Below are 17957 nucleotides of genomic sequence, written 5' to 3'. Positions count from 1 at the left end.
GGAACGGACGGCAGGCGCACACACTTCGAGGGAGGTCGGCCCGGGTGATCCTCACGGTCACACTGAACACCGCTCTCGACATCACCTATCGCGTACGGTCCCTGCGGCCGCACGCCTCGCACCGCGTCTCGGCGGTCACCGAACGGCCGGGCGGCAAGGGCCTGAACGTGGCCCGGGTGCTCGCGGCGCTCGGACACGAGGCGACGGTCACGGGGTTCGCGGGCGGTGGCACCGGACGGGCCGTGCGGGAGGGACTGGCGGGCATACCCGGTGTGGTGGATGCGCTGGTCCCGGTCGGCGGGGCGACCCGGCGCACCGTCGCGGTCGTCGACGAACTCACCGGCGACACCACCCAGTTGAACGAGCCGGGCCCGCAGATCACCCCGGTCGAGTGGTCCGCCTTCCTGGACGCGTACGAGGACCTGCTGGGCGCGGCGTCGGCGGTGGCCCTGTGCGGCAGCCTGCCGCCGGGGGTGCCGGTGGGCGCGTACGCGGGGCTGGTGCGGACGGCACGGAACGCCGGCGTCCCCGTCCTCCTGGACACCGGCGGAGAACCACTGCGACGCGGGGTGGCGGCCCGCCCGGACATCGTCAAGCCCAACGCCGAGGAACTGGCCGAACTCACCGGCTCCCACGAGCCGTTGCGCGCGACCCAGGACGCCCGCCGCCGGGGCGCCCACGCGGTGGTGGCATCCCTGGGCCCGGAGGGCCTCCTGGCCCACACCCCGGAGGGCCGCTGGCGCGCGACCCCACCCGCCCGCTTCCACGGCAACCCGACGGGCGCCGGCGACTCGGCAACCGCCGGCCTGCTGTCGGGGCTGGTGGAACGCCTCCCCTGGCCGACCCGCCTGTCCCGCGCGGTCGCTCTGTCCGCAGCGACCGTATTGACGCCTGTGGCTGGGGAGTTCGACCCGGGGGCGTACGAGGAGCTGTTGGGGCGGGTCGCGGTGACGGGGGAAGTCAGCGCGGCCTGGCTCTGAGCCAGCTGTGCCCCGATGCGATGAACGGGCAAGGATGCTCCAGGTAGTGGACGGCGCACAGAAGAAAGGTTTCAGCCAGTCTCTGGGGCCGCCCCTTCTCCAGGAAATGAAGCAGCAAAATTGCCGAGGCACCACCAGACAGCACGCCGGGGAGCGAAAGTGAACAAGACGGCGGGACTGGCAATTTCCGGCGCGGCAGCAATTCTTGTACCGACTGGGCCTGAAAGCCAGAGCCTGGCACCGGGAAGGGAACCCCGTCGTCTCCGCATGGGACGACGGGGCCTGTATTTAGCTCGTCAGGACCCGACCCAGCCCTTCACCAGCCACAGCTGGTCGAGGTAGGCGTCGCACTGGTTGCCCTGCTCGCACGAGACCTTGATGGTGTTCGTGCCCTTGGTGAGCTGGACCCAGTTGTAGGTCTTCGTCCAGCCCTTCTCGTAATTGCCGTCGGGCGCGTGAGCCCAGTTCTGGAACTTGACGGGTGTGTCGGACGGCGTGCCGTTGACCGTCAGTGTGGCGGTGCCATCCTTGCCGGGGACGGTGTACCCGAGGTACACGGAGTACTTGCCGGCGGCCGGGATGCCGTTGACCGTCCAGGTGACCGAGGCGCCGGCATTGTTGAAGTTCGTGACGTAGACGCCGCCGTCCGCCTGGGCTCCCTTGACGTCCGAGGCGGTGGTGGCTCCGCCGTCCAGGCGCAGCGCCTTCGCGTCGATCTTCGGGAGCTCGCCGGAGCCGGAGACCGAGCTGGTGCTGGACGGCTTGCGTGAGGCGGCGTTCTGTGACTGGGACTGGGTGGGCTTTGCCTCGTTGCCCTTCTTGCCGTCGTCGTTGCCGTTGATCATGGCGATGCTGATGCCGATCACGACCGCGGCGACCACCGCGACGGCGCCGATCAGCAGGCCCTTGGTGTTCGGGCCGCTGCCGCGGCCGCGGCCACCGCCACCCGGGAGAGGCTGCTGGGTGGTCGGGGCGCCGCCCGGGAGGGTCTCCGGAGCCTGGTAGTGCGCGTTCGGCTGGCCGTAGGTGCCCTGCTGCTGCGGGATGGTCTGGCCGTGCTGCGCCTGCTGGCCGCCGTACGTGCGCTCGCCGACCGGGCGCACCCTGCTGACCGAGTTCGGGTAGCCGTAGCCACCGGACGGCGGCTGGGCCCCTCTGGCCTGGCCGTCGGCATAGAGGTAGCCGAACGGGTCCTCGTCCTCGGGCGTGCTCGCGCCGTTGTCGCCGGGCGTCATCCCTTGGTACTCCTCAACAGGTGCGGGCGGATGCGGTACAGGTATTGAATGGCGAGCCTACCCGTTCTCGCTGGCCCAAACGGGTGACTCACACCGCTTCAGCCCACTGACCTGCGCATCATCCGGCGCGTCGGTGCTGTTTGGGACGAGATCGTTTCTCGACGTACATCCGTTCGTCAGCGGATTTCAACACTTCGTCCGCGGTCATGCCGCAGTGTGCCCACCCGATGCCGAAACTGGCCCCCACCCGCACGGCCCGGCCCTCGGCCCGTATCGGCTGGATGATCTCGTTGCGCAGGCGTACGGCCAGGTCCTGCGCGTCGGCCTTGCCCAGCCCGTCGGCCAGGATCACGAACTCGTCCCCGCCGAGGCGGGCCACCGTGTCCCCGTCCCGCACCCCCCGGGTGAGCCGCCGGGCGACCTCGATGAGGACCGCGTCACCCGCGTTGTGCCCGAACCGGTCGTTGATCGACTTGAAGCCGTCGAGATCGCAGAAGAGGACCGCGAGACCCTTGGTGCCGTCGTCCCGCTCCCCCTCGGGCGCGATCGTGTGCACATGGTGGTCGAAGCCGTCGTACGACTGCGCCACCGCCGCGAAGTCGAAGCCGTGGCCGTTGACGTCGAAGGCGGGATGGCCGTAGGCGGCGTCCAGGGACTCGATCTCGCCGGCGTGGGCGGCCCGCTGGCAGAGCCGGGACGACAGCCGCGAGCGCAGCTCGGCCGAGTTCGGCAGGCCGGTGAGCGAGTCGTGGGAGGCGCGGTGGGCGAGCTGGAGCTCGCGGCGCTTGCGCTCCTCGATGTCCTCGACGTGGGTGAGCAGAAAGCGGGGGCCGTCGGCCGCGTCGGCGACGACGCTGTTGCGCAGGGACACCCACACATAGCTGCCGTCGCGGCGGCCGAGGCGCAGCTCCGCGCGGCCGCCCTCGGCGGAGGTGCGCAGAAGCGTGCCTATGTCCTCGGGGTGGACGAGGTCGGAGAAGGAGTAGCGGCGCATCGCGGAGGCGGGGCGGCCGAGCAGCCGGCACAGCGCGTCGTTGGTGCGCAGTATCCGTCCGTGCTGGTCACCGCCCATCTCGGCTATGGCCATGCCGGAGGGGGCGTACTCGAACGCCTGCCGGAAGCTTTCCTCGCTGGCGCGCAGCGCCTGCTGCTCCCGCTCCAGGCGGACCAGGGCGCGCTGCATATTGGACCGCAGGCGGGCGTTGCTGATCGCGATGGCCGCCTGGAACGCGTACATCTGGAGCGCCTCGCGGCCCCAGGCGCCGGGGTGGCGGCCGTTGCGCGGGCGGTCCACGGAGATCACGCCGAGCAGCTCGCCGGAGGAGCCGCCCTGCACGCCGGGCGTGTACATGGGCGCGAAGAGCCGGTCGGAGGGGTGCCACTCGTCCTCGAAGCGGGGCGCGGGGCCGTCGGTGTACCACTGCGGTACGTCGTCCTCGTCGAGCACCCAGCCCTCGGTGTGCGGTATGAACCGCAGGTCGCCCCAGGCCTCGCCCATGGTCAGCCGGCGGTCCCAGGACTCGCGCGAGCCGACACGGCCGGTGATGAGGGCCTCGGCCGCGGGGTTGCCGGAGAAGGCGGCGACGACGAGGTCGCCGTCGGGGCGCACGAGGTTGACGCATGCCATTTCGTACCCGAGGGCGGTGACCGCGCCGTCGGCGACGGTCTGCAGTGTGTCCGCCAGGCTGCGTGCCGTGTTCATGTCGGCCATGACCTGGTGCAGCTGTCGCAGGGACGCAAGACGGACATACGGCTCCGACTCGGTCTCCATGCTCGCCCTCCCCCCGAGACCTCGCAGCGAATCAAGGGTTGTCTTTGGCGCTTCTTATCAGTGGTGCCCTTGCATCTTGCTCCGCCACTGAATCACAGCGCGCTGCCCACTCGGTACACAGGGTCAACAATTAATGGCCCTTGTGACTCAAGTCACAGGAGAACGTGAGCAATTGAGTGGAGTTTCTGCGTTTTCCCTGTGGGCTTACTGAACGCATGCTTTGCGGGTGTGGGGACATGATGCACGACCCTGGTCCTAGGACCCACTTCGGACCGGGGCCCGATGCGACGCGCACGGACCGGAGATTAGCGTTTCCGGCGTGCTGAACACTCCCTCCGCCCTGCCTTCCCCCACCGCCACGGCCGCCCCCGGGCATGCTGAGGGGGTGAGCAACGACGAGTTCCGGGCCGCCATGTCCCTGCTGGCCGCGGGCGTGGTCCTGGTGACGGCGCAGGAGCCGCCGCTGGACCCGGACGACCCCCTGGCGCCGGGCGGCGAGGACGTCGGCATGACCGCCACCGCCTTCCTGTCGGTCTCCCTGGACCCGCCGCTGGTCCTGGTCAGCCTGCGCAACGGCTCCCGCATGGACGACCTGCTCGACGAACAGCCCATGTGGGCGGTCTCCGTCCTCTCCGAGAGCCAGCGGCACATCGCGGGCCGCTTCGCCATGAAGGGCCGCATCAGCGACCGGCTCCTGTTCAAGGACCTCGCATACGTCCGCGGCGAGGTCTCCGGCGCCCCCTTGATGGGCGGCGCCCTGGCGACCCTGGAGTGCCGGACCGAGCAGCGGGTGACGGCGGGGGACCACACGCTGGTGATCGGCCGCGTGCTGACCGCCGGGGTGCGGAGCGCGGACGGGGGGCCGCTGCTCTATTTCCGGGGCCGCTACCGGCAGTTGGGGTAATCGGGGGACGGAAGACACGGGCGGAAGTCAGGGGGCGGAAGGGGCCGCGGAAATTCGGTGGAACCTTCCTGAACGACCTGCCGAACGTGCCCGGATGACAGCCCGTCTCGAAGAAGTCGCGCCCCGGAATTCGTAAGCCGCCCTCGGCATTCGAATCCGGCTCTCCGCTGGGCGAGGTCGATGTCGAGGGCGGACACCCGGCCCGGGTCGGTCACGATGTCGATGACGGCAATGCGGTCGCGTACGAAGGTGAAGGTCAGGGCACGTTTCCGGCGGCCGTCGGCCAGGGCCACGAGGCCCGTCGCGCCGTCGACGAGGGCGGGGCAGGCAAGGCGGGCCGGCCGCGCGAAGCGCGTCGCGCCGGCCGCGACCGCCGCCGCGCCCGTGGTCACCCCGGCATCGGTGCGGGCCACCACGTCCGGGGCGAGGACGTCGAGCAGCGCCACGCGGTCAGGCACCACGGAAAGGCGACACTCGGAGCGGCGTCGCACAGGCAGGCGCCGCGCGGACGGACAGGCGCCGTGCGGCAGGCCCCGTGCGAACAGACGCCGTACAAGCGGGCGCCATACGAAACTCGTGCCATGCGGCGGGCGCCGTAAAGGCAACGGCGCCGCGCGGGCAGACGCCCCGCAGACAGACGCCATCCGAACGGCGTCGCACAGACAGGCGCCCTGCAGGTGCTTGCCAAGCCGGTGCGTGCCGTGCAGGCGCGCGCCATGCCGCAGCGCTCACCCCCAGTCGCGGCCCGATCTCCCCCGCTTGGTGTCCGAGCGCTGTTTCTTCTCTCTCAGTCGGCGTTCGTTGATGCCGCGTGGGATGCGGGTCGGCTTGCGGGGCTTGGGTGGGGGTGCGGTGGCTTCCGCGAGCAGGGCTGCAAGGCGTACCGCAGCCGTCTCGCGGTTGCGCCACTGGGAGCGGTGCTCGGAGGAGCGGACCGTGACGACACCGTCGACGAGCCGCCCGGCCAGCCGCTCCAGCGCCCGCCGCTTCCACACCTCGGGCAGGGCCTCGGTGTTCGCCAGGTCGAAGCGCAGCTCCACCTGGGAGTCACTGGTGTTGACGTGCTGTCCGCCGGGCCCGGACGACCGCGAGAAACGCCACATGAGCTCCGCCTCGGGCAGGAGGACGGAGCCGCGGATGACGTGAGGACCGGACATGCGTCCCATGTTCCCTGCTCTGTCCGGTCCACGTCATCCGTATTTCGCGGCCTGAATCTCTCCAGCTTGGTAAAAAAGGTAAAGGCAACCGGAACCATGGGGACCCCTCCCGGCGTTCTCCGGGGTGACGGTAGCTTCGTGCACACAGAAACTAGGGAAGGGACTCCCAACAATGGCTGTAAGCCTGTCCAAGGGTGGCAACGTCTCGCTCACCAAGGAGGCTCCGGGCCTGACCGCCGTCACCGTGGGCCTCGGCTGGGACGTCCGCACCACCACCGGCACGGACTTCGACCTGGACGCCTCCGCCATCGCGGTCAACACGCAGGGCAAGGTCTACTCGGACGCCCACTTCGTCTTTTTCAACAACAAGCAGACCCCGGACAACACGATCGTCCACACGGGCGACAACCGCACGGGCGAGGGCGCCGGCGACGACGAGGCGATCAACGTCAACCTCGCCGGCCTCCCGGCCGACATCGACAAGATCGTCTTCCCGGTCTCCATCTACGACGCCGAGAACCGCGGCCAGAACTTCGGCCAGGTCCGCAACGCCTACATCCGCATCGTCAACCAGGCCGGCGGCGCCGAGATCGCCCGCTACGACCTGTCCGAGGACGCCGCCACCGAGACGGCCATGGTCTTCGGCGAGCTCTACCGCAACGGCGCCGAGTGGAAGTTCCGCGCGGTCGGCCAGGGCTACGCCTCGGGCCTGGTGGGCATCGCCCAGGACTTCGGCGTCAGCGTCTGAGCCGGTCCCCTGCCCTGCCGGAGCCCCCAGCCGGGAAACCGCTGGGGGCTCCGGGGTTCCCGCGCTAGGTTCACCCTGTGATCCTTGCGCCTCTCCGCCTGACGCCCGACCACGACATCCCGGGCCCCGTACTCACCGAACTCACGGCGCTGCACGCCTCCAACCGCGACTTCCAGGCCCTGAGCGGCGACTTCCCGGACCCGGACGACATCCGGCCGGAGCAGGTGGCGGCGGCACTCGCCGTGGAGATGGCGAATCCGGACATCGAGGTGCTGCTGGCGCGCAGCGAGGGGCTGCTGGTCGGGCTGGCGATCACCCTTGCGCACCACCCCGATCCGGCCGACCCGGATCCCTGGATCGGGCTGCTGATGGTCGACGCGGCCTCGCAGCGCCGCGGATACGGACGCCGCCTGGCGACACTCGTCGAGGACCGCCTCCGCGCCGCGGGCCGTACGGCCGTGCGTCTCGCCGTCCTCGACAACAACCCCAAGGGGCTGGCCTTCTGGACCGCCCTCGGCTACGAGGTCATCGGCCACCGCAAGGACCTCCAGCTGGGCCGTCCCTGCGCCGTACTGCGCAAGGCGCTGGGCACGCCCCGCCGCGCGGCCGGGGTCGCCGTCGTCGACCCGGACGGCTCCGCCCTCTGAGCCTCGTGTGACGCTTCGGGCATCAAGTGCGCTCTTCGAGTGGGGAGTTGACGCGACCCGGCTTGTCCGCATAACGGATCCGCAGCGACGACTTTCGGATACGAACACGTAAATTCTTGACGGCCCCCTGTCAAACGGGCAGTCGCAGGTGTCACCCTCTCCTCGCCCGCCGCAACGCTGTGCCCCACCTGTGCATCACCTGTGCCTCGATCACGAGGCCGGCTCGAAGGAGATCGAGTGAGACAGCAGCCACGCACCTCCCGCAGGACCGCCGTACGCGCCGCCGCCCTCGTCGGCTCGGCCGCGATGGTCGTCCTCGCACTGCAGAACGGTGCCGCCACCGCGGCCCCGGAGCACGCGCCCGGCGCCACCGCACTCCCCCTCACCGCCTCGGCCCGCGGCGCCGCCATCAAGTCGGCGCAGAACGCGGCCGGTTCCACCGCACATGAACTCGGGCTCGGCGCCCGGGAGAAACTCGTCGTCCGGGACGTCGTCAAGGACGCGGACGGCACGGTCCACACCCGTTACGAGCGGACGTACGCCGGTCTGCCGGTCCTCGGCGGCGACCTGGTCACGCACGTGGCGAAGAGCGGCACACTCAAGGGCGTCAGCAAGGCGACCAAGGCCCGGATATCCGTGGCGTCCACCGACGCCGCCGTCTCCCCCGCCGCCGCCAGGAAGTCCGCGCTGAAGGCCGCCGGCTCCGCCGAGGCCGCCACCGCCACCGCCCGCAAGGTCGTCTGGGCCGTCGGCACCAAGCCCGTCCTGGCCTACGAGTCCGTGGTCAAGGGCCTCCAGCACGACGGCACTCCGAGCGAGCTGCACGTCGTCACGGACGCCGCCACCGGCAAGAAGATCTACTCCTACCAGGCCATCGACACCGGCACGGGCACCAGCCGGTACAGCGGCACCGTGCCGCTGGGCACCACGGCCTCCGCCTCCGGCGGCTACGACCTGATCGACGGCGGCCGCGGCGGACACAAGACGTACGACCTGAACGGCGGGACGAGCGGCACCGGCACGCTCTTCCACGACGCCGACGACATCTGGGGCGACGGTACGGTCACCAACCGCCAGACCGCCGCCGTCGACGCCGCCTACGGTGCCGCCGTCACCTGGGACTTCTACAAGTCGGCCTTCAACCGCAACGGCATCGCGGGCGACGGCCGGGCCGCCTACTCCCGCGTCCACTACGGCAACGCCTACGTCAACGCCTTCTGGAACGACAGCTGCTTCTGCATGACGTACGGCGACGGCGCGGGCAACGCCGACCCGCTCACCTCGCTCGACGTGGCGGGCCACGAGATGAGCCACGGCCTGACGGCGGCCACCGCGGGCCTGAAGTACAGCCGGGAGTCGGGCGGCCTGAACGAGGCCACCTCGGACATCTTCGGCACCTCGGTGGAGTTCTTCGCGAACAACTCCTCCGACCCCGGTGACTACCTCATCGGCGAGAAGATCGACATCAACGGCAACGGCACGCCCCTGCGCTACATGGACAAGCCCAGCAAGGACGGCGGCTCCGCCGACTACTGGTCGCGCAGTGTCGGCCGCCTCGACGTGCACTACTCGTCGGGTGTCGCCAACCACTTCTTCTATCTGCTCAGCGAGGGCAGCGGCGCGAAGACCATCAACGGGGTGTCGTACAACTCCCCGACCTACGACGGCTCCACGGTCACCGGCATCGGCCGGACCAAGGCCTACCAGATCTGGTACAAGGCCCTGACCACGTACTTCACCTCGTCGACCGACTACGCGGGCGCGCGCACCGGCACCCTCAAGGCGGCGAGCGACCTGTACGGGGCCGGCAGCGCCGAGTACAACGCGGTGGCGGCGGCCTGGAAGGGCGTCAACGTCAACTGACCGGCGACGCGCACACCGGTGAAGGCCGGGCCGCCCCTCAGGGGTGGTCCGGCTTGCCGTTCCCGTACAGCCAGTCGTCCCAGATGGCACCGAAGTCCTTGTCCGGCGCCATCTTCTCGACGTACGCCGTGAACTGGGCCGTGTCCGCGTTGCCGTGCCGGTGGGCGGCCGCCCAGCCCTGGATGATGTCGTAGAAGGTGTCGTCGCCGACCTTCTGCCGGATCTTCTGCAGGACCATGGCGCCGCGCTCGTAGACCGGGCTGTCGGAGATGTGCGCGGCGCCGGACGGCTTCGCCGGCGGGTAGGCCCAGACGGCCTTGGCCTGGTCGGCGTCGTCGAAGTGGTCGCCGCTGTAGACCGCGTCGAAGGTCTGCTGCACGGTGTCGCCGCCGTGGTCCTCCTCCCACAGCCACTCCGCGTATGTCGCGAAGCCCTCGTTGAGCCACATGTCCCGCCAGCTCTTCGGCGTGACGGAGTCGCCGTACCACTGGTGGGCGAGCTCGTGGACGAGGGTTCCGGTGTCCGGGGCGCCGGGGAAGACCGGGCGGTTCTGGGTCTCCAGGGCGTAGCCCGCGTCGTCGGGGCGGTCGACGATCGCGCCGGTGGAGGAGAAGGGGTACGGGCCGAAGTTGCCCTCCTCCCACTCCATGATCTCGGGGATCTTCGCCAGCACCTTGCGGCTCGCCCCGGTCTGCTTCGGGTCGACGGCGACGTAGACGGGCAGTCCGCTCTTGGTGGTGTAGCGGGTGATGTCGTAGTGGCCGATGGCGACCGTGGCGACATAGGTGGCCATCGGCTGGGCGGTGTGCCAGGTGAAGGTGGTACGGCCGCCGGTGGTCCGCTCGCTCGTCAACTCCCCGTTGGAGACGGCCTGCAGCCCCTTCGGCACGGTGATGGCTATGTCGTACGTCGCCTTGTCGGAGGGGTGGTCGTTGCCGGGGAACCACGCCATGGAGCCGGTGGGTTCGCCGAGGGCGAGCGCGCCGTCCGCCGTGCGCAGCCAGCCCTCCTCGGAGCCGTCCGGGTCGGTGATCTTCTCCGGGGTGCCGGAGTAGCGGACCGTGGTGCTGAAGGTCTTCCCCCTGTCCAGGTCGTCGTGGGGGCGGACGGTGAGTTCCTGGCCGGAGCGGTTGACGCGGGCGTCCTTGCCCTCCACGGTGACGTCCTCGACGTCCAGGCCCTTCAGGTCCAGGTCGAAGGCGGACAGGTCCTCGGTGGCACGGGCGGTGATCACGGCCTTGCCGGTGAGGCGGTGGGCGCCGGGGGCGTAGGAGAGGGTGAGGTCGTAGTGGGTGACGTCGTATCCGCCGTTGCCCGCCCTCGGGAAGTACGGGTCGTGGACGCCGGAGCCGCCCGGGGTGCCGTGCACACCGCCGTCGCACGCGGTCAGGACGAGCTGGAGGGCGAGGGCGCCGGCGGCGACCGGGACAAGGCGCGCGGATCTGGACATGTCAGAGATCCTACGGGGCGCCGGTGACGGTCGGGGCGTGCCGGCGACCGGATGCGGCCGTGACACCATCACGTACGTGCTCGACATCGGCTATGCCCTCTCCAACCGTTTCCCCGACCCGCCGCAGACGGACTACCGGCGCGCGGACGTCCATGCGCTGCGGCACGATCTGTTCTGCGGGGACGTGTATCTGGCCGACACCGAGACGGACCGGGAGCTGTCCACAGCCTGGGGATGGGTGCCGGTGCTGGACTTCGCGTGGGCGCTGTGCGACATCGTGGAGCGGATCGACCGGGACCCGGCGGGCTCCCGCGCCGCACGCCCACAGCGGGCGGAGCTGGACTTCACCGAGTCGACCGACCGGATGCTCTTCGAGCGGCGCTTCGGGTGGGTGGACATCGAGTCCGACTGGATGCCCGCCGAGGAGGCACCGCTCACCTTCTCCCACGCGGAACTGCGCCGCGAGGCACGGGACTTCCTCCACGACCTGCTCGCCGACCTGACCGACCTGCACGAGGCTCTGGCCGAGAATCCGGCGATCTGGTCGCTGCAGGCTCGCTTTCCACGGGTGCCGTGAGCTGCGCCGGCCGTCCTGGGGGCTGCCGCCCCCAGCCCCCCGCTTCGGCCTGAACGGCCTCGTCCTCAAACGCCGGACCGGCTAAACAATGCCGGCCTCGCTCCAAGATCCCCCGCCTCGTCCTCAAGCTCCCCCAAGCTCTACGAGCTGGGGGTACCCCCACGGCCGGTCATTCCACCCGGATTCCCAGCTCCGCCGCCAACACCGGTGCCAGATCCACCAGTTGGCCGGGGCTGATCAGCGCCCCGGTCAATCGCCCCACCCCCCGGGCGATGTCCAGCGAAGCGACCCCGCGCAGGTCCACGTCCGTCAGTGTCACCCCGTTGAAGTCCACCCCCTTCAGCGCGCAGTCCACGAACTCGACCCGCTCCAGTCGCGCGTCCCCGAAGTCCGGCTCGACGAGGACGCAGTTCTCGAAGACGACGTCCTTGAGCTTCGCCCTGCGGAGGTTGAGATAGTCGATCTTGCCGCCGCGGATCAGCACGCGTTCCAGCACGGCACCGTGCAACTGCGTGCCGCCCAGCCGCGCGTCGACGAGTTCGACGTCACGCAGGGTCGACTCGGCGAGATACGTGCCGACCCCCTTTATCCCGGTGAGGACCGTGTCGAGGATGCGCGCGTGGTGCAGTCGCGTCTCGTCGAAGGCGCAGCCCGTCAGCGCGCAGTCCATGAAGCGGGCGCCCCCGCCGTCCTGCCCGGCGAAGTCCGCCTCCCGGAACTCCACCCCGTCGTAGTCCCCGTCCGGCTCCAGCCCGCCCCCGGCATACGCCTCCAGCGGCGGCAGCCGCACCTCCGGCCGCCGCGCCGACCGCACCCCTGCCCCGCCCGTCGCTCTCCTCGCCATGCCCCCATGCTGCACCCCACCACTGACAATCGCCCCGACCTGCACAAACACCGGCGATGTCACATTTCGGCGGCGCCGGCGGTCATATCTGCGGAGAAGAGGCGACCCCGAGCAGAGGGAGACATCCGCCCATGCAACGAATCACCGTCGTCGGCGGCGGCCTCGCCGGACTCACCGCGGCGATCACCGCCGCCGAGGCGGGCGCCAAGGTCACCGTGTACGAAGCCCACCACACCCTCGGCGGGCGGGCGCGGACCGCCGAGGGCCCGTACCGCACGAACGAAGGCCCGCACGCCCTCTACAACGGCGGCCCGCACTGGGTCTGGCTCAAGCAGCGCGACCTCATAGGACCGGTCGCTCCGGTGCCACCCCTGGAGGCGGCCCGGCTGCGGCTGCGCCATCACGGCGTCCTGCGCCGCACCCCGCCCTTCGCGATGCTCAAGCTGCTGCGGCGAAGCGCCCAACAGGCGCCCGTCGACGAGGACTTCATGAGCTGGGCGACACGGCAGGCGGGCGAGGAAGGGGCACGTGCCGCAGCCAACTACTCGGCCGTCGCCCTCTTCCACCACGACCCGGGCGCCCTGTCCGCCGCCTTCGTGCAGCAACGACTGCGCCGCGCCACCAAGTTGCCGCCGGAGGCGCACTATCCGCGCGGCGGCTGGGCCAACGTGATCGACCGGATGGCCGCACGGGCCTGGAACCTCGGGGTGCGGATGGAGACCCTGTCCCGGGTCGACACCCTGCCCACCGACACGCCCGTGGTCGTCGCCACCTCCCTGGAGGCGGCCCGGCGCCTGCTGAAGGACGACTCGCTGACCTGGACCGGTGGCCGTACCGCCCTCATCGATCTCGCCCTGCGCACCCGGCGCGGTGACGCCTTCGCCGTGTCGGATCTCGACGCACCCGGGTGGCTGGAGCGGTTCACCGCGCAGGACCGTTCGCTCGCCCCGGCCGGTGAGCAGCTCGTGCAGGGGCAGATCCCGATCGGTCCCGGGGAATCCCGGGCCGACGGCATCGCCCGTGCCGAGCGGCTGCTCGACCTCGCCTTCGAGGGGTGGCGGGAGCGGGTCGTCTGGCGGCGCGAGGCCCTCGCCAACGGCCGTACCGGTGCCGTCGACCTGCCGGGCACCAGCTGGCGCGACCGGCCCGCTATCGACCGCGGCAACGGTGTCCATCTCGCCGGTGACCAGGTCGCCGCCCCCGGCGTGCTGTCGGAGGTGTCCTTCAACAGCGCCCTCACCGCCGTGTCACTGGCCCTCGGCCGGCACGCCCTTGACCTCAAGCATGCTTGAGGTCGAAGGCTGGACCCCGGACGACGGACACACTAATCGACCGACACGTCGATGGGATCCCCATGCACGCCATCCGCCTGCACGCCTTCGGCCCGGCCGAGAACCTCACCTATGAGCGGGTCGAGGACCCCGTGCCGGGCCCGGGCCAGGTCCGTGTCGCCGTCGCCGCCGCCGGTGTCCACCTCCTCGACACCGCCCTGCGGGAGGGCATGCAGGGGCCGGCACCCGCCCCGACACCGCTCCCCACGGTCCCGGGCCGCGAGGTCGCCGGTGTCGTCGAGTCCCTCGGCGCGGGCACGCCCGAGCGATGGCTCGGCAGGCGCGTGGTCGCCCATCTCGGCTTCGCCCCGGGCGGCTACGCCGAACTCGCCGTCACCGACGCCGAGCGGCTGCACGAGATACCGGACGGCCTCGACTTCGCCCAGGCCGTCGCCATGATCGGCACGGGGCGTACGGCGCTGGGGATCGTACGGTTCACCGAGCTGGGGCCGGACTCGGTGGCCGTCGTCCCGGCGGCGGCCGGCGGCATCGGCACGCTGCTCGTGCAGTACGCCAAGAACGCCGGTGCCACGGTGATCGGTCTCGCAGGCGGCCCGGAGAAGGTGGCGCGGGTGCGGAGGAACGGGGCCGATCTCGCCGTCGACTACCGGGACGCGGCATGGCCGGAGCGGGTCCGCGCGTATCTGGGCGGGCGGTCCGCGACCGTCGTCTTCGACGGGGTCGGCGGCGATGTCGCCCGCGAGGCGGTCGCCCTGCTCGGGCCCGGCGGACAGCACCTCGTCTTCGGCTGGTCCGCGCAGGGGATCTCCGCCGGGCGGGGTTATGTCGTCGAGGGCGTCTCCGAGCAGGTCCTGGGCCCCGCGATGCTGCGGCGGGCGGGTGGTCCCAACCCCGTACGCACCCTCGAACTGAGCGCGCTCGCCGAGGCCGCCGCGGGGCGGCTGACCCCCGCCGTGACGCGCTTCCCGCTCGCCGAGGCGGCCGCCGCGCACCGGGCGCTGGAGGGGCGCGGCACGGTCGGGAAGGTGGTCCTGGAGCCATGACCAGGCACAGAACACCCCGGGATGCATTTCATACCGATTCATGGTCTTCTGACCGCGTGCGTCGCACCCGAACAGGTGAAGCCACCCCAGGATCAGAGGCAGCCGACCCCCGCCGCTGGTGGGGCCTGGTGGTCATCGCGCTCGCACAACTGATGGTGGTGCTCGACGCGACGATCGTGAACATCGCTCTCCCCTCCGCCCAGCACGACCTGCACATATCCGACGGCAACCGCCAGTGGGTCATCACCGCCTACACGCTGGCCTTCGGCGGTCTGCTCCTGCTGGGCGGCCGGATCGCCGACCGGGTGGGCCGCAAACGCACCTTCGTCATCGGTCTGATCGGCTTCGCGGCCGCCTCCGCGCTCGGCGGCGCGGCCACCGGCGCCGGCCTGCTCTTCGGCGCCCGCGCCTTGCAGGGCGCCTTCGCCGCCGTGCTCGCGCCGTCCGCGCTCAGCCTCGTCACCACGACGTTCACCGATCCCAGGGAGCGCGGAAAGGCCTTCGGCATCTACGGCGCCCTCGCGGGCAGCGGCTCGGCGATCGGGCTCATCGTCGGGGGCCTGCTCACCGAGTATCTGAACTGGCGCTGGTGCCTGTACGTCAACGTGCCCATCGCGGTCGTCGCGGTCTGCGGCGCCCTGACCCTGCTGCACAGCCGCTCGGGCCACTCGGGCATCCGGCTCGACGTGCCCGGTGCGGTGCTCGGCTGCGGCGGACTGGTCGCGATCGTCTACGGGTTCAGCGAGGCCGAGCCGCGCGGCTGGGCCGACCCGCTGGTACTCGCCCTGCTCGGCACGGGCGTGCTGCTCCTCGCGGTGTTCGTGTGGTGGCAGACCCGGGCCCCGGTGCCGCTGCTCCCGCTGCACATCGTCAAGGACCGCAACCGGTCCGGCTGCTTCCTGACCATGGCGCTCGCCGTCATCGGCATGTTCGGCCTGTTCCTGTTCATGACCTACTACCTTCAGGTCATCCACGGCTACTCGCCGGTGCGCACGGGCCTGGCCTTCCTGCCGCTGACCGCCGCGATCGTCGTCGGCTCCACACAGATATCGGCCCGGCTGCTGCCGTACGTGGCGCCGCGCATGCTGATGGTCCCGGGCACGGTCCTCGCCGCCGGCGGGATGCTCATCCTGACCGGGCTGGCCGTCGGCTCCTCCTACGCCACCGAGATCCTGCCCGCCCTGCTCCTGGTGGGCCTCGGCATGGGCCTGACCTTCATGCCGATCTTCGCCACGGCCACCGCGGGGGTCGCCCCGCAGGACGCGGGGGTCACCTCGGCGACCGTCAACACCTCGCAGCAGGTCGGCGGTTCGATCGGTACGGCGCTGCTCAACACGATCGCCACCACCAGCAGCGCCGTCTACATCGCCGCCCACCTCCACGGCCCCGCCCAGCGGGCGACCGTGGTCCCCGAGGGCGTCGTGCACGGCTACACGGTCGCCATCTGGTGGGCCGCGGGCGTGCTGCTCCTGGCGGGCCTGGTCGCGGGCCTGATGGTCACGTCGAAGCCGCCCACGCACAAAGTTCCCGCGAACGCGCCCGTGCCCGAGTCAGCGCTCTGACCCGCCCAGCTCGGCCAGCGGCCCGTCGGTCAGCCGGTACACCGTCCACTCGTCCTGCGGACGGGCGCCCAGGGCCTCGTAGAAGCCGATCGCGGGCCGGTTCCAGTCCAGGACCGACCACTCCAGGCGCTCGTAACCGCGCTCCACACAGATCCGCGCCAGCTCGGTGAGCAGTGCCCGGCCGTGGCCGGCGCCGCGGGCCGAGGGGCGGACGTACAGGTCCTCCAAGTAGATGCCGTGGACCCCGCGCCAGGTGGAGAAGCTCAGGAACCACAGGGCGAACCCGACCGTCGTGCCGGTCGCCTCGTCCACCGCCACGTGCGCGAAGACGGCGGGACGGTCGCCGAAGAGGGCCGAGCGCAACTGCTCCTCGGTCGCCCTCGCCTCCTGCGGGGCCTTCTCGTACTCGGCGAGTTCGCGGATCAGGGCGTGGATGACAGGTATGTCCGAGGGGGTCGCGGTGCGGATCATGGTCAGTGCCGTCCCGCCACCCGGTCGGCGATCCTGGCCAGCCGCGACGACTCCGAGCCCGGGTGGAGGCGCTCCCGCTCGTCGGCGGCGCGGTAGGTGGCGTACATGCCCTGCACGCCGAGCCAGCGGAAGGGCTCGGGTTCCCACTTGCGCACCTTGTGGCCCACCCACGGCAGGTCCGTCAGCTCGGTGCGGCCGCCCTGGCCGGAGTCCTGCTGGACCAGGTCGCACAGGGTGCGTCCGGCGAGGTTGGTGGTCGCGACGCCCGAGCCGACGTATCCGCCCGCCCAGCCGAGGCCGGTCGAGCGGTCCAGGGTGACCGTCGCGCACCAGTCGCGCGGCACCCCGAGCACCCCGGACCAGGCGTGCTCGATACGGACACCGGCCAGGGCCGGGAAGAACCGGACGAGGATCTCCCGCAGCGCCTCGATCGTCGCCTCCTGCGTCCGCCCGTCGTTGTCCGTGCGCGAGCCGAAGCGGTACGGCACCCCGCGCCCGCCGAGCGCGATCCGGCCGTCGGCGGTGCGCTGGGCGTACATATAGGCGTGCGCCATGTCGCCCAGGGTCTCCCGGCCGTCCCAGCCGACGCTCTGCCACTGCTCGTCGGTGAGCGGCTCGGTGGCGATCATCGAGGAGTTCATCGGCAGCCAGGTGCGCCGGTGGCCCTTCAGGTTCGCGGTGAAGCCCTCGGTGCAGCGCAGGACGTAGGGGGCGCGGACGGTGCCGTACGGGGTCACGGCGTGCATCGGGCGGATCTCGGTCACCGGGGTCGACTCGTGGATCGTGACGCCGAGCGCCTCCACGGCCGCCGCGAGCCCCTTGAGCAGCTTCACCGGGTGCAGCCGGGCCCCGTGCGGGGTCCAGGTGGAGCCCACGGCGTCGGCGACCCGGATCCGCTTGCGCGTCTCGCGGGCGCCGTACAGTTCGCGGTCCTTCTCGCCGTACGACAGCTCGTGCTCGTGGAAGGCCTTCAGCCGCGCCAACTGCGCGGGCGTGGTCGCCACTTCCAGCACCCCGCCCTTGTGCAGGCCGGCGTCGATGCCCTCGGCCGCGGTGACCGCGACGACCTCGTCGACGGTGTCGTTCATCGCCTTCTGCAACCGTACGGCGGCCTCGTGGCCGTGCAGTTTCGCGTACCGGTCGCGGCCCGCGATGCCGTTGTAGAGCCAGCCTCCGTTGCGTCCGGAGGCGCCGTAGCCGCAGAACTTCTGCTCCAGGACGGTGACACGGAGGAAGGGGGCGGCCTTCTTGAGGTAGTACGCGGTCCACAGTCCCGTGTAGCCGCCGCCGACAATCACGACGTCGGCGGTCGCGTCACCGGGCAGCGGCTCCCGGACCTCCGGGAGGCCGTCGTCCGCGAACCAGAAGGAGATGCCACCGTTGACGACACTGCTTGCCGTGCTGCTCATGGCC

General features: G+C 71.0%; 16 protein-coding genes and 1 pseudogene. 9 read left to right on the top strand and 8 right to left on the bottom strand.

Going from position 1 to position 17957, the window contains the following annotated elements; all coding sequences use genetic code 11:
• Positions 1-44: 44 nt before the first annotated feature.
• A complete protein-coding gene (locus ACZ4EG_RS33950) occupies positions 45-980 on the top strand; it encodes a 1-phosphofructokinase family hexose kinase (RefSeq protein ID WP_467793351.1) in 936 nt (311 codons plus the stop codon).
• Between the two features lie 296 nt (positions 981-1276).
• Here ACZ4EG_RS33950 and ACZ4EG_RS33945 read toward each other — a convergent pair whose 3' ends face one another.
• Positions 1277-2215 carry a carbohydrate-binding protein gene (locus ACZ4EG_RS33945; protein WP_467793350.1) on the bottom strand — a complete coding sequence of 313 codons (939 nt, stop codon included), beginning with the start codon at positions 2213-2215 and terminating at the stop codon, positions 1277-1279.
• 118 nt (positions 2216-2333) lie between these two features.
• Positions 2334-3986, bottom strand: coding sequence for a diguanylate cyclase CdgB (gene cdgB, locus ACZ4EG_RS33940; protein ID WP_453554725.1), 1653 nt, complete (start codon positions 3984-3986; stop codon positions 2334-2336).
• Between the two features lie 319 nt (positions 3987-4305).
• Here cdgB and ACZ4EG_RS33935 point away from each other — a divergent pair, with 319 nt between their 5' ends.
• The gene (locus ACZ4EG_RS33935) at positions 4306-4890 is read left to right on the top strand and encodes a flavin reductase family protein (RefSeq protein WP_467793349.1); all 585 of its coding nucleotides are present in this window, start codon (positions 4306-4308) and stop codon (positions 4888-4890) included.
• On the opposite strand, the gene ACZ4EG_RS33930 is transcribed toward ACZ4EG_RS33935, so the two are convergent.
• Positions 4872-5336: a hypothetical protein gene (locus ACZ4EG_RS33930; RefSeq protein WP_467793348.1), complete on the bottom strand. Its 465-nt coding sequence runs from the start codon at positions 5334-5336 to the stop codon at positions 4872-4874. The two genes, ACZ4EG_RS33935 and ACZ4EG_RS33930, sit on opposite strands and share 19 nt — an antisense overlap.
• A gap of 282 nt (positions 5337-5618) precedes the next feature.
• A complete protein-coding gene (arfB, locus tag ACZ4EG_RS33925) occupies positions 5619-6056 on the bottom strand; it encodes an alternative ribosome rescue aminoacyl-tRNA hydrolase ArfB (protein WP_453554721.1) in 438 nt (145 codons plus the stop codon).
• Between the two features lie 163 nt (positions 6057-6219).
• Between arfB and ACZ4EG_RS33920 the strand changes: the two genes are divergently transcribed.
• The 3 genes and pseudogenes from ACZ4EG_RS33920 (at position 6220) to ACZ4EG_RS33910 (ending at position 9305) form a co-directional block, all read left to right on the top strand.
• Entirely contained in the window at positions 6220-6795 is a 576-nt protein-coding gene (locus ACZ4EG_RS33920; protein ID WP_453554719.1) for a TerD family protein, read from the top strand.
• A 77-nt stretch (positions 6796-6872) separates the two neighbouring features.
• A pseudogene (locus tag ACZ4EG_RS33915) lies at positions 6873-7433 on the top strand (GNAT family N-acetyltransferase); the annotation flags it as partial.
• 315 nt (positions 7434-7748) lie between these two features.
• Positions 7749-9305, top strand: a complete 1557-nt coding sequence (locus ACZ4EG_RS33910) for a M4 family metallopeptidase (RefSeq protein ID WP_467793421.1) — start codon at positions 7749-7751, stop codon at positions 9303-9305.
• Positions 9306-9342: 37 nt separating this feature from the next.
• Here the strand turns inward: ACZ4EG_RS33910 and ACZ4EG_RS33905 are convergent, their stop codons facing one another.
• On the bottom strand, positions 9343-10755 hold the full coding sequence (locus ACZ4EG_RS33905) for a M1 family metallopeptidase (RefSeq protein WP_467793347.1): 1413 nt from the start codon (positions 10753-10755) through the stop codon (positions 9343-9345).
• 76 nt (positions 10756-10831) lie between these two features.
• Here ACZ4EG_RS33905 and ACZ4EG_RS33900 point away from each other — a divergent pair, with 76 nt between their 5' ends.
• Positions 10832-11332, top strand: coding sequence for a hypothetical protein (locus tag ACZ4EG_RS33900; RefSeq protein ID WP_467793420.1), 501 nt, complete (start codon positions 10832-10834; stop codon positions 11330-11332).
• Positions 11333-11501: 169 nt separating this feature from the next.
• On the opposite strand, the gene ACZ4EG_RS33895 is transcribed toward ACZ4EG_RS33900, so the two are convergent.
• Positions 11502-12176, bottom strand: coding sequence for a pentapeptide repeat-containing protein (locus ACZ4EG_RS33895; RefSeq protein ID WP_467793346.1), 675 nt, complete (start codon positions 12174-12176; stop codon positions 11502-11504).
• A gap of 131 nt (positions 12177-12307) precedes the next feature.
• Between ACZ4EG_RS33895 and ACZ4EG_RS33890 the strand changes: the two genes are divergently transcribed.
• The 3 genes from ACZ4EG_RS33890 to ACZ4EG_RS33880 all read left to right on the top strand — a co-directional run bounded on the left by ACZ4EG_RS33890 (position 12308) and on the right by ACZ4EG_RS33880 (position 16073).
• Positions 12308-13468 (top strand): FAD-dependent oxidoreductase, encoded by a 1161-nt coding sequence (locus ACZ4EG_RS33890; protein WP_467793345.1) that lies wholly within the window; start codon positions 12308-12310, stop codon positions 13466-13468.
• A gap of 62 nt (positions 13469-13530) precedes the next feature.
• Positions 13531-14511: a zinc-binding dehydrogenase gene (locus ACZ4EG_RS33885; RefSeq protein ID WP_467793344.1), complete on the top strand. Its 981-nt coding sequence runs from the start codon at positions 13531-13533 to the stop codon at positions 14509-14511.
• A gap of 56 nt (positions 14512-14567) precedes the next feature.
• Positions 14568-16073, top strand: a complete 1506-nt coding sequence (locus tag ACZ4EG_RS33880; protein WP_467793343.1) for an MFS transporter — start codon at positions 14568-14570, stop codon at positions 16071-16073.
• On the opposite strand, the gene ACZ4EG_RS33875 is transcribed toward ACZ4EG_RS33880, so the two are convergent.
• Complete coding sequence (locus ACZ4EG_RS33875) at positions 16062-16544, bottom strand: GNAT family N-acetyltransferase (protein WP_467793342.1); 483 nt, start codon at positions 16542-16544, stop codon at positions 16062-16064. The genes ACZ4EG_RS33880 and ACZ4EG_RS33875 overlap by 12 nt on opposite strands.
• A 2-nt stretch (positions 16545-16546) precedes the next feature.
• On the bottom strand, positions 16547-17953 hold the full coding sequence (locus ACZ4EG_RS33870; RefSeq protein WP_453554705.1) for an NAD(P)/FAD-dependent oxidoreductase: 1407 nt from the start codon (positions 17951-17953) through the stop codon (positions 16547-16549).
• Positions 17954-17957: the final 4 nt, after the last annotated feature.

This window comes from Streptomyces sp. NPDC025638 (assembly GCF_055558775.1).
The sequence above is the reverse complement of the archived record's forward strand: the minus strand, read 5'-3'. Positions and strand labels throughout refer to the sequence as shown.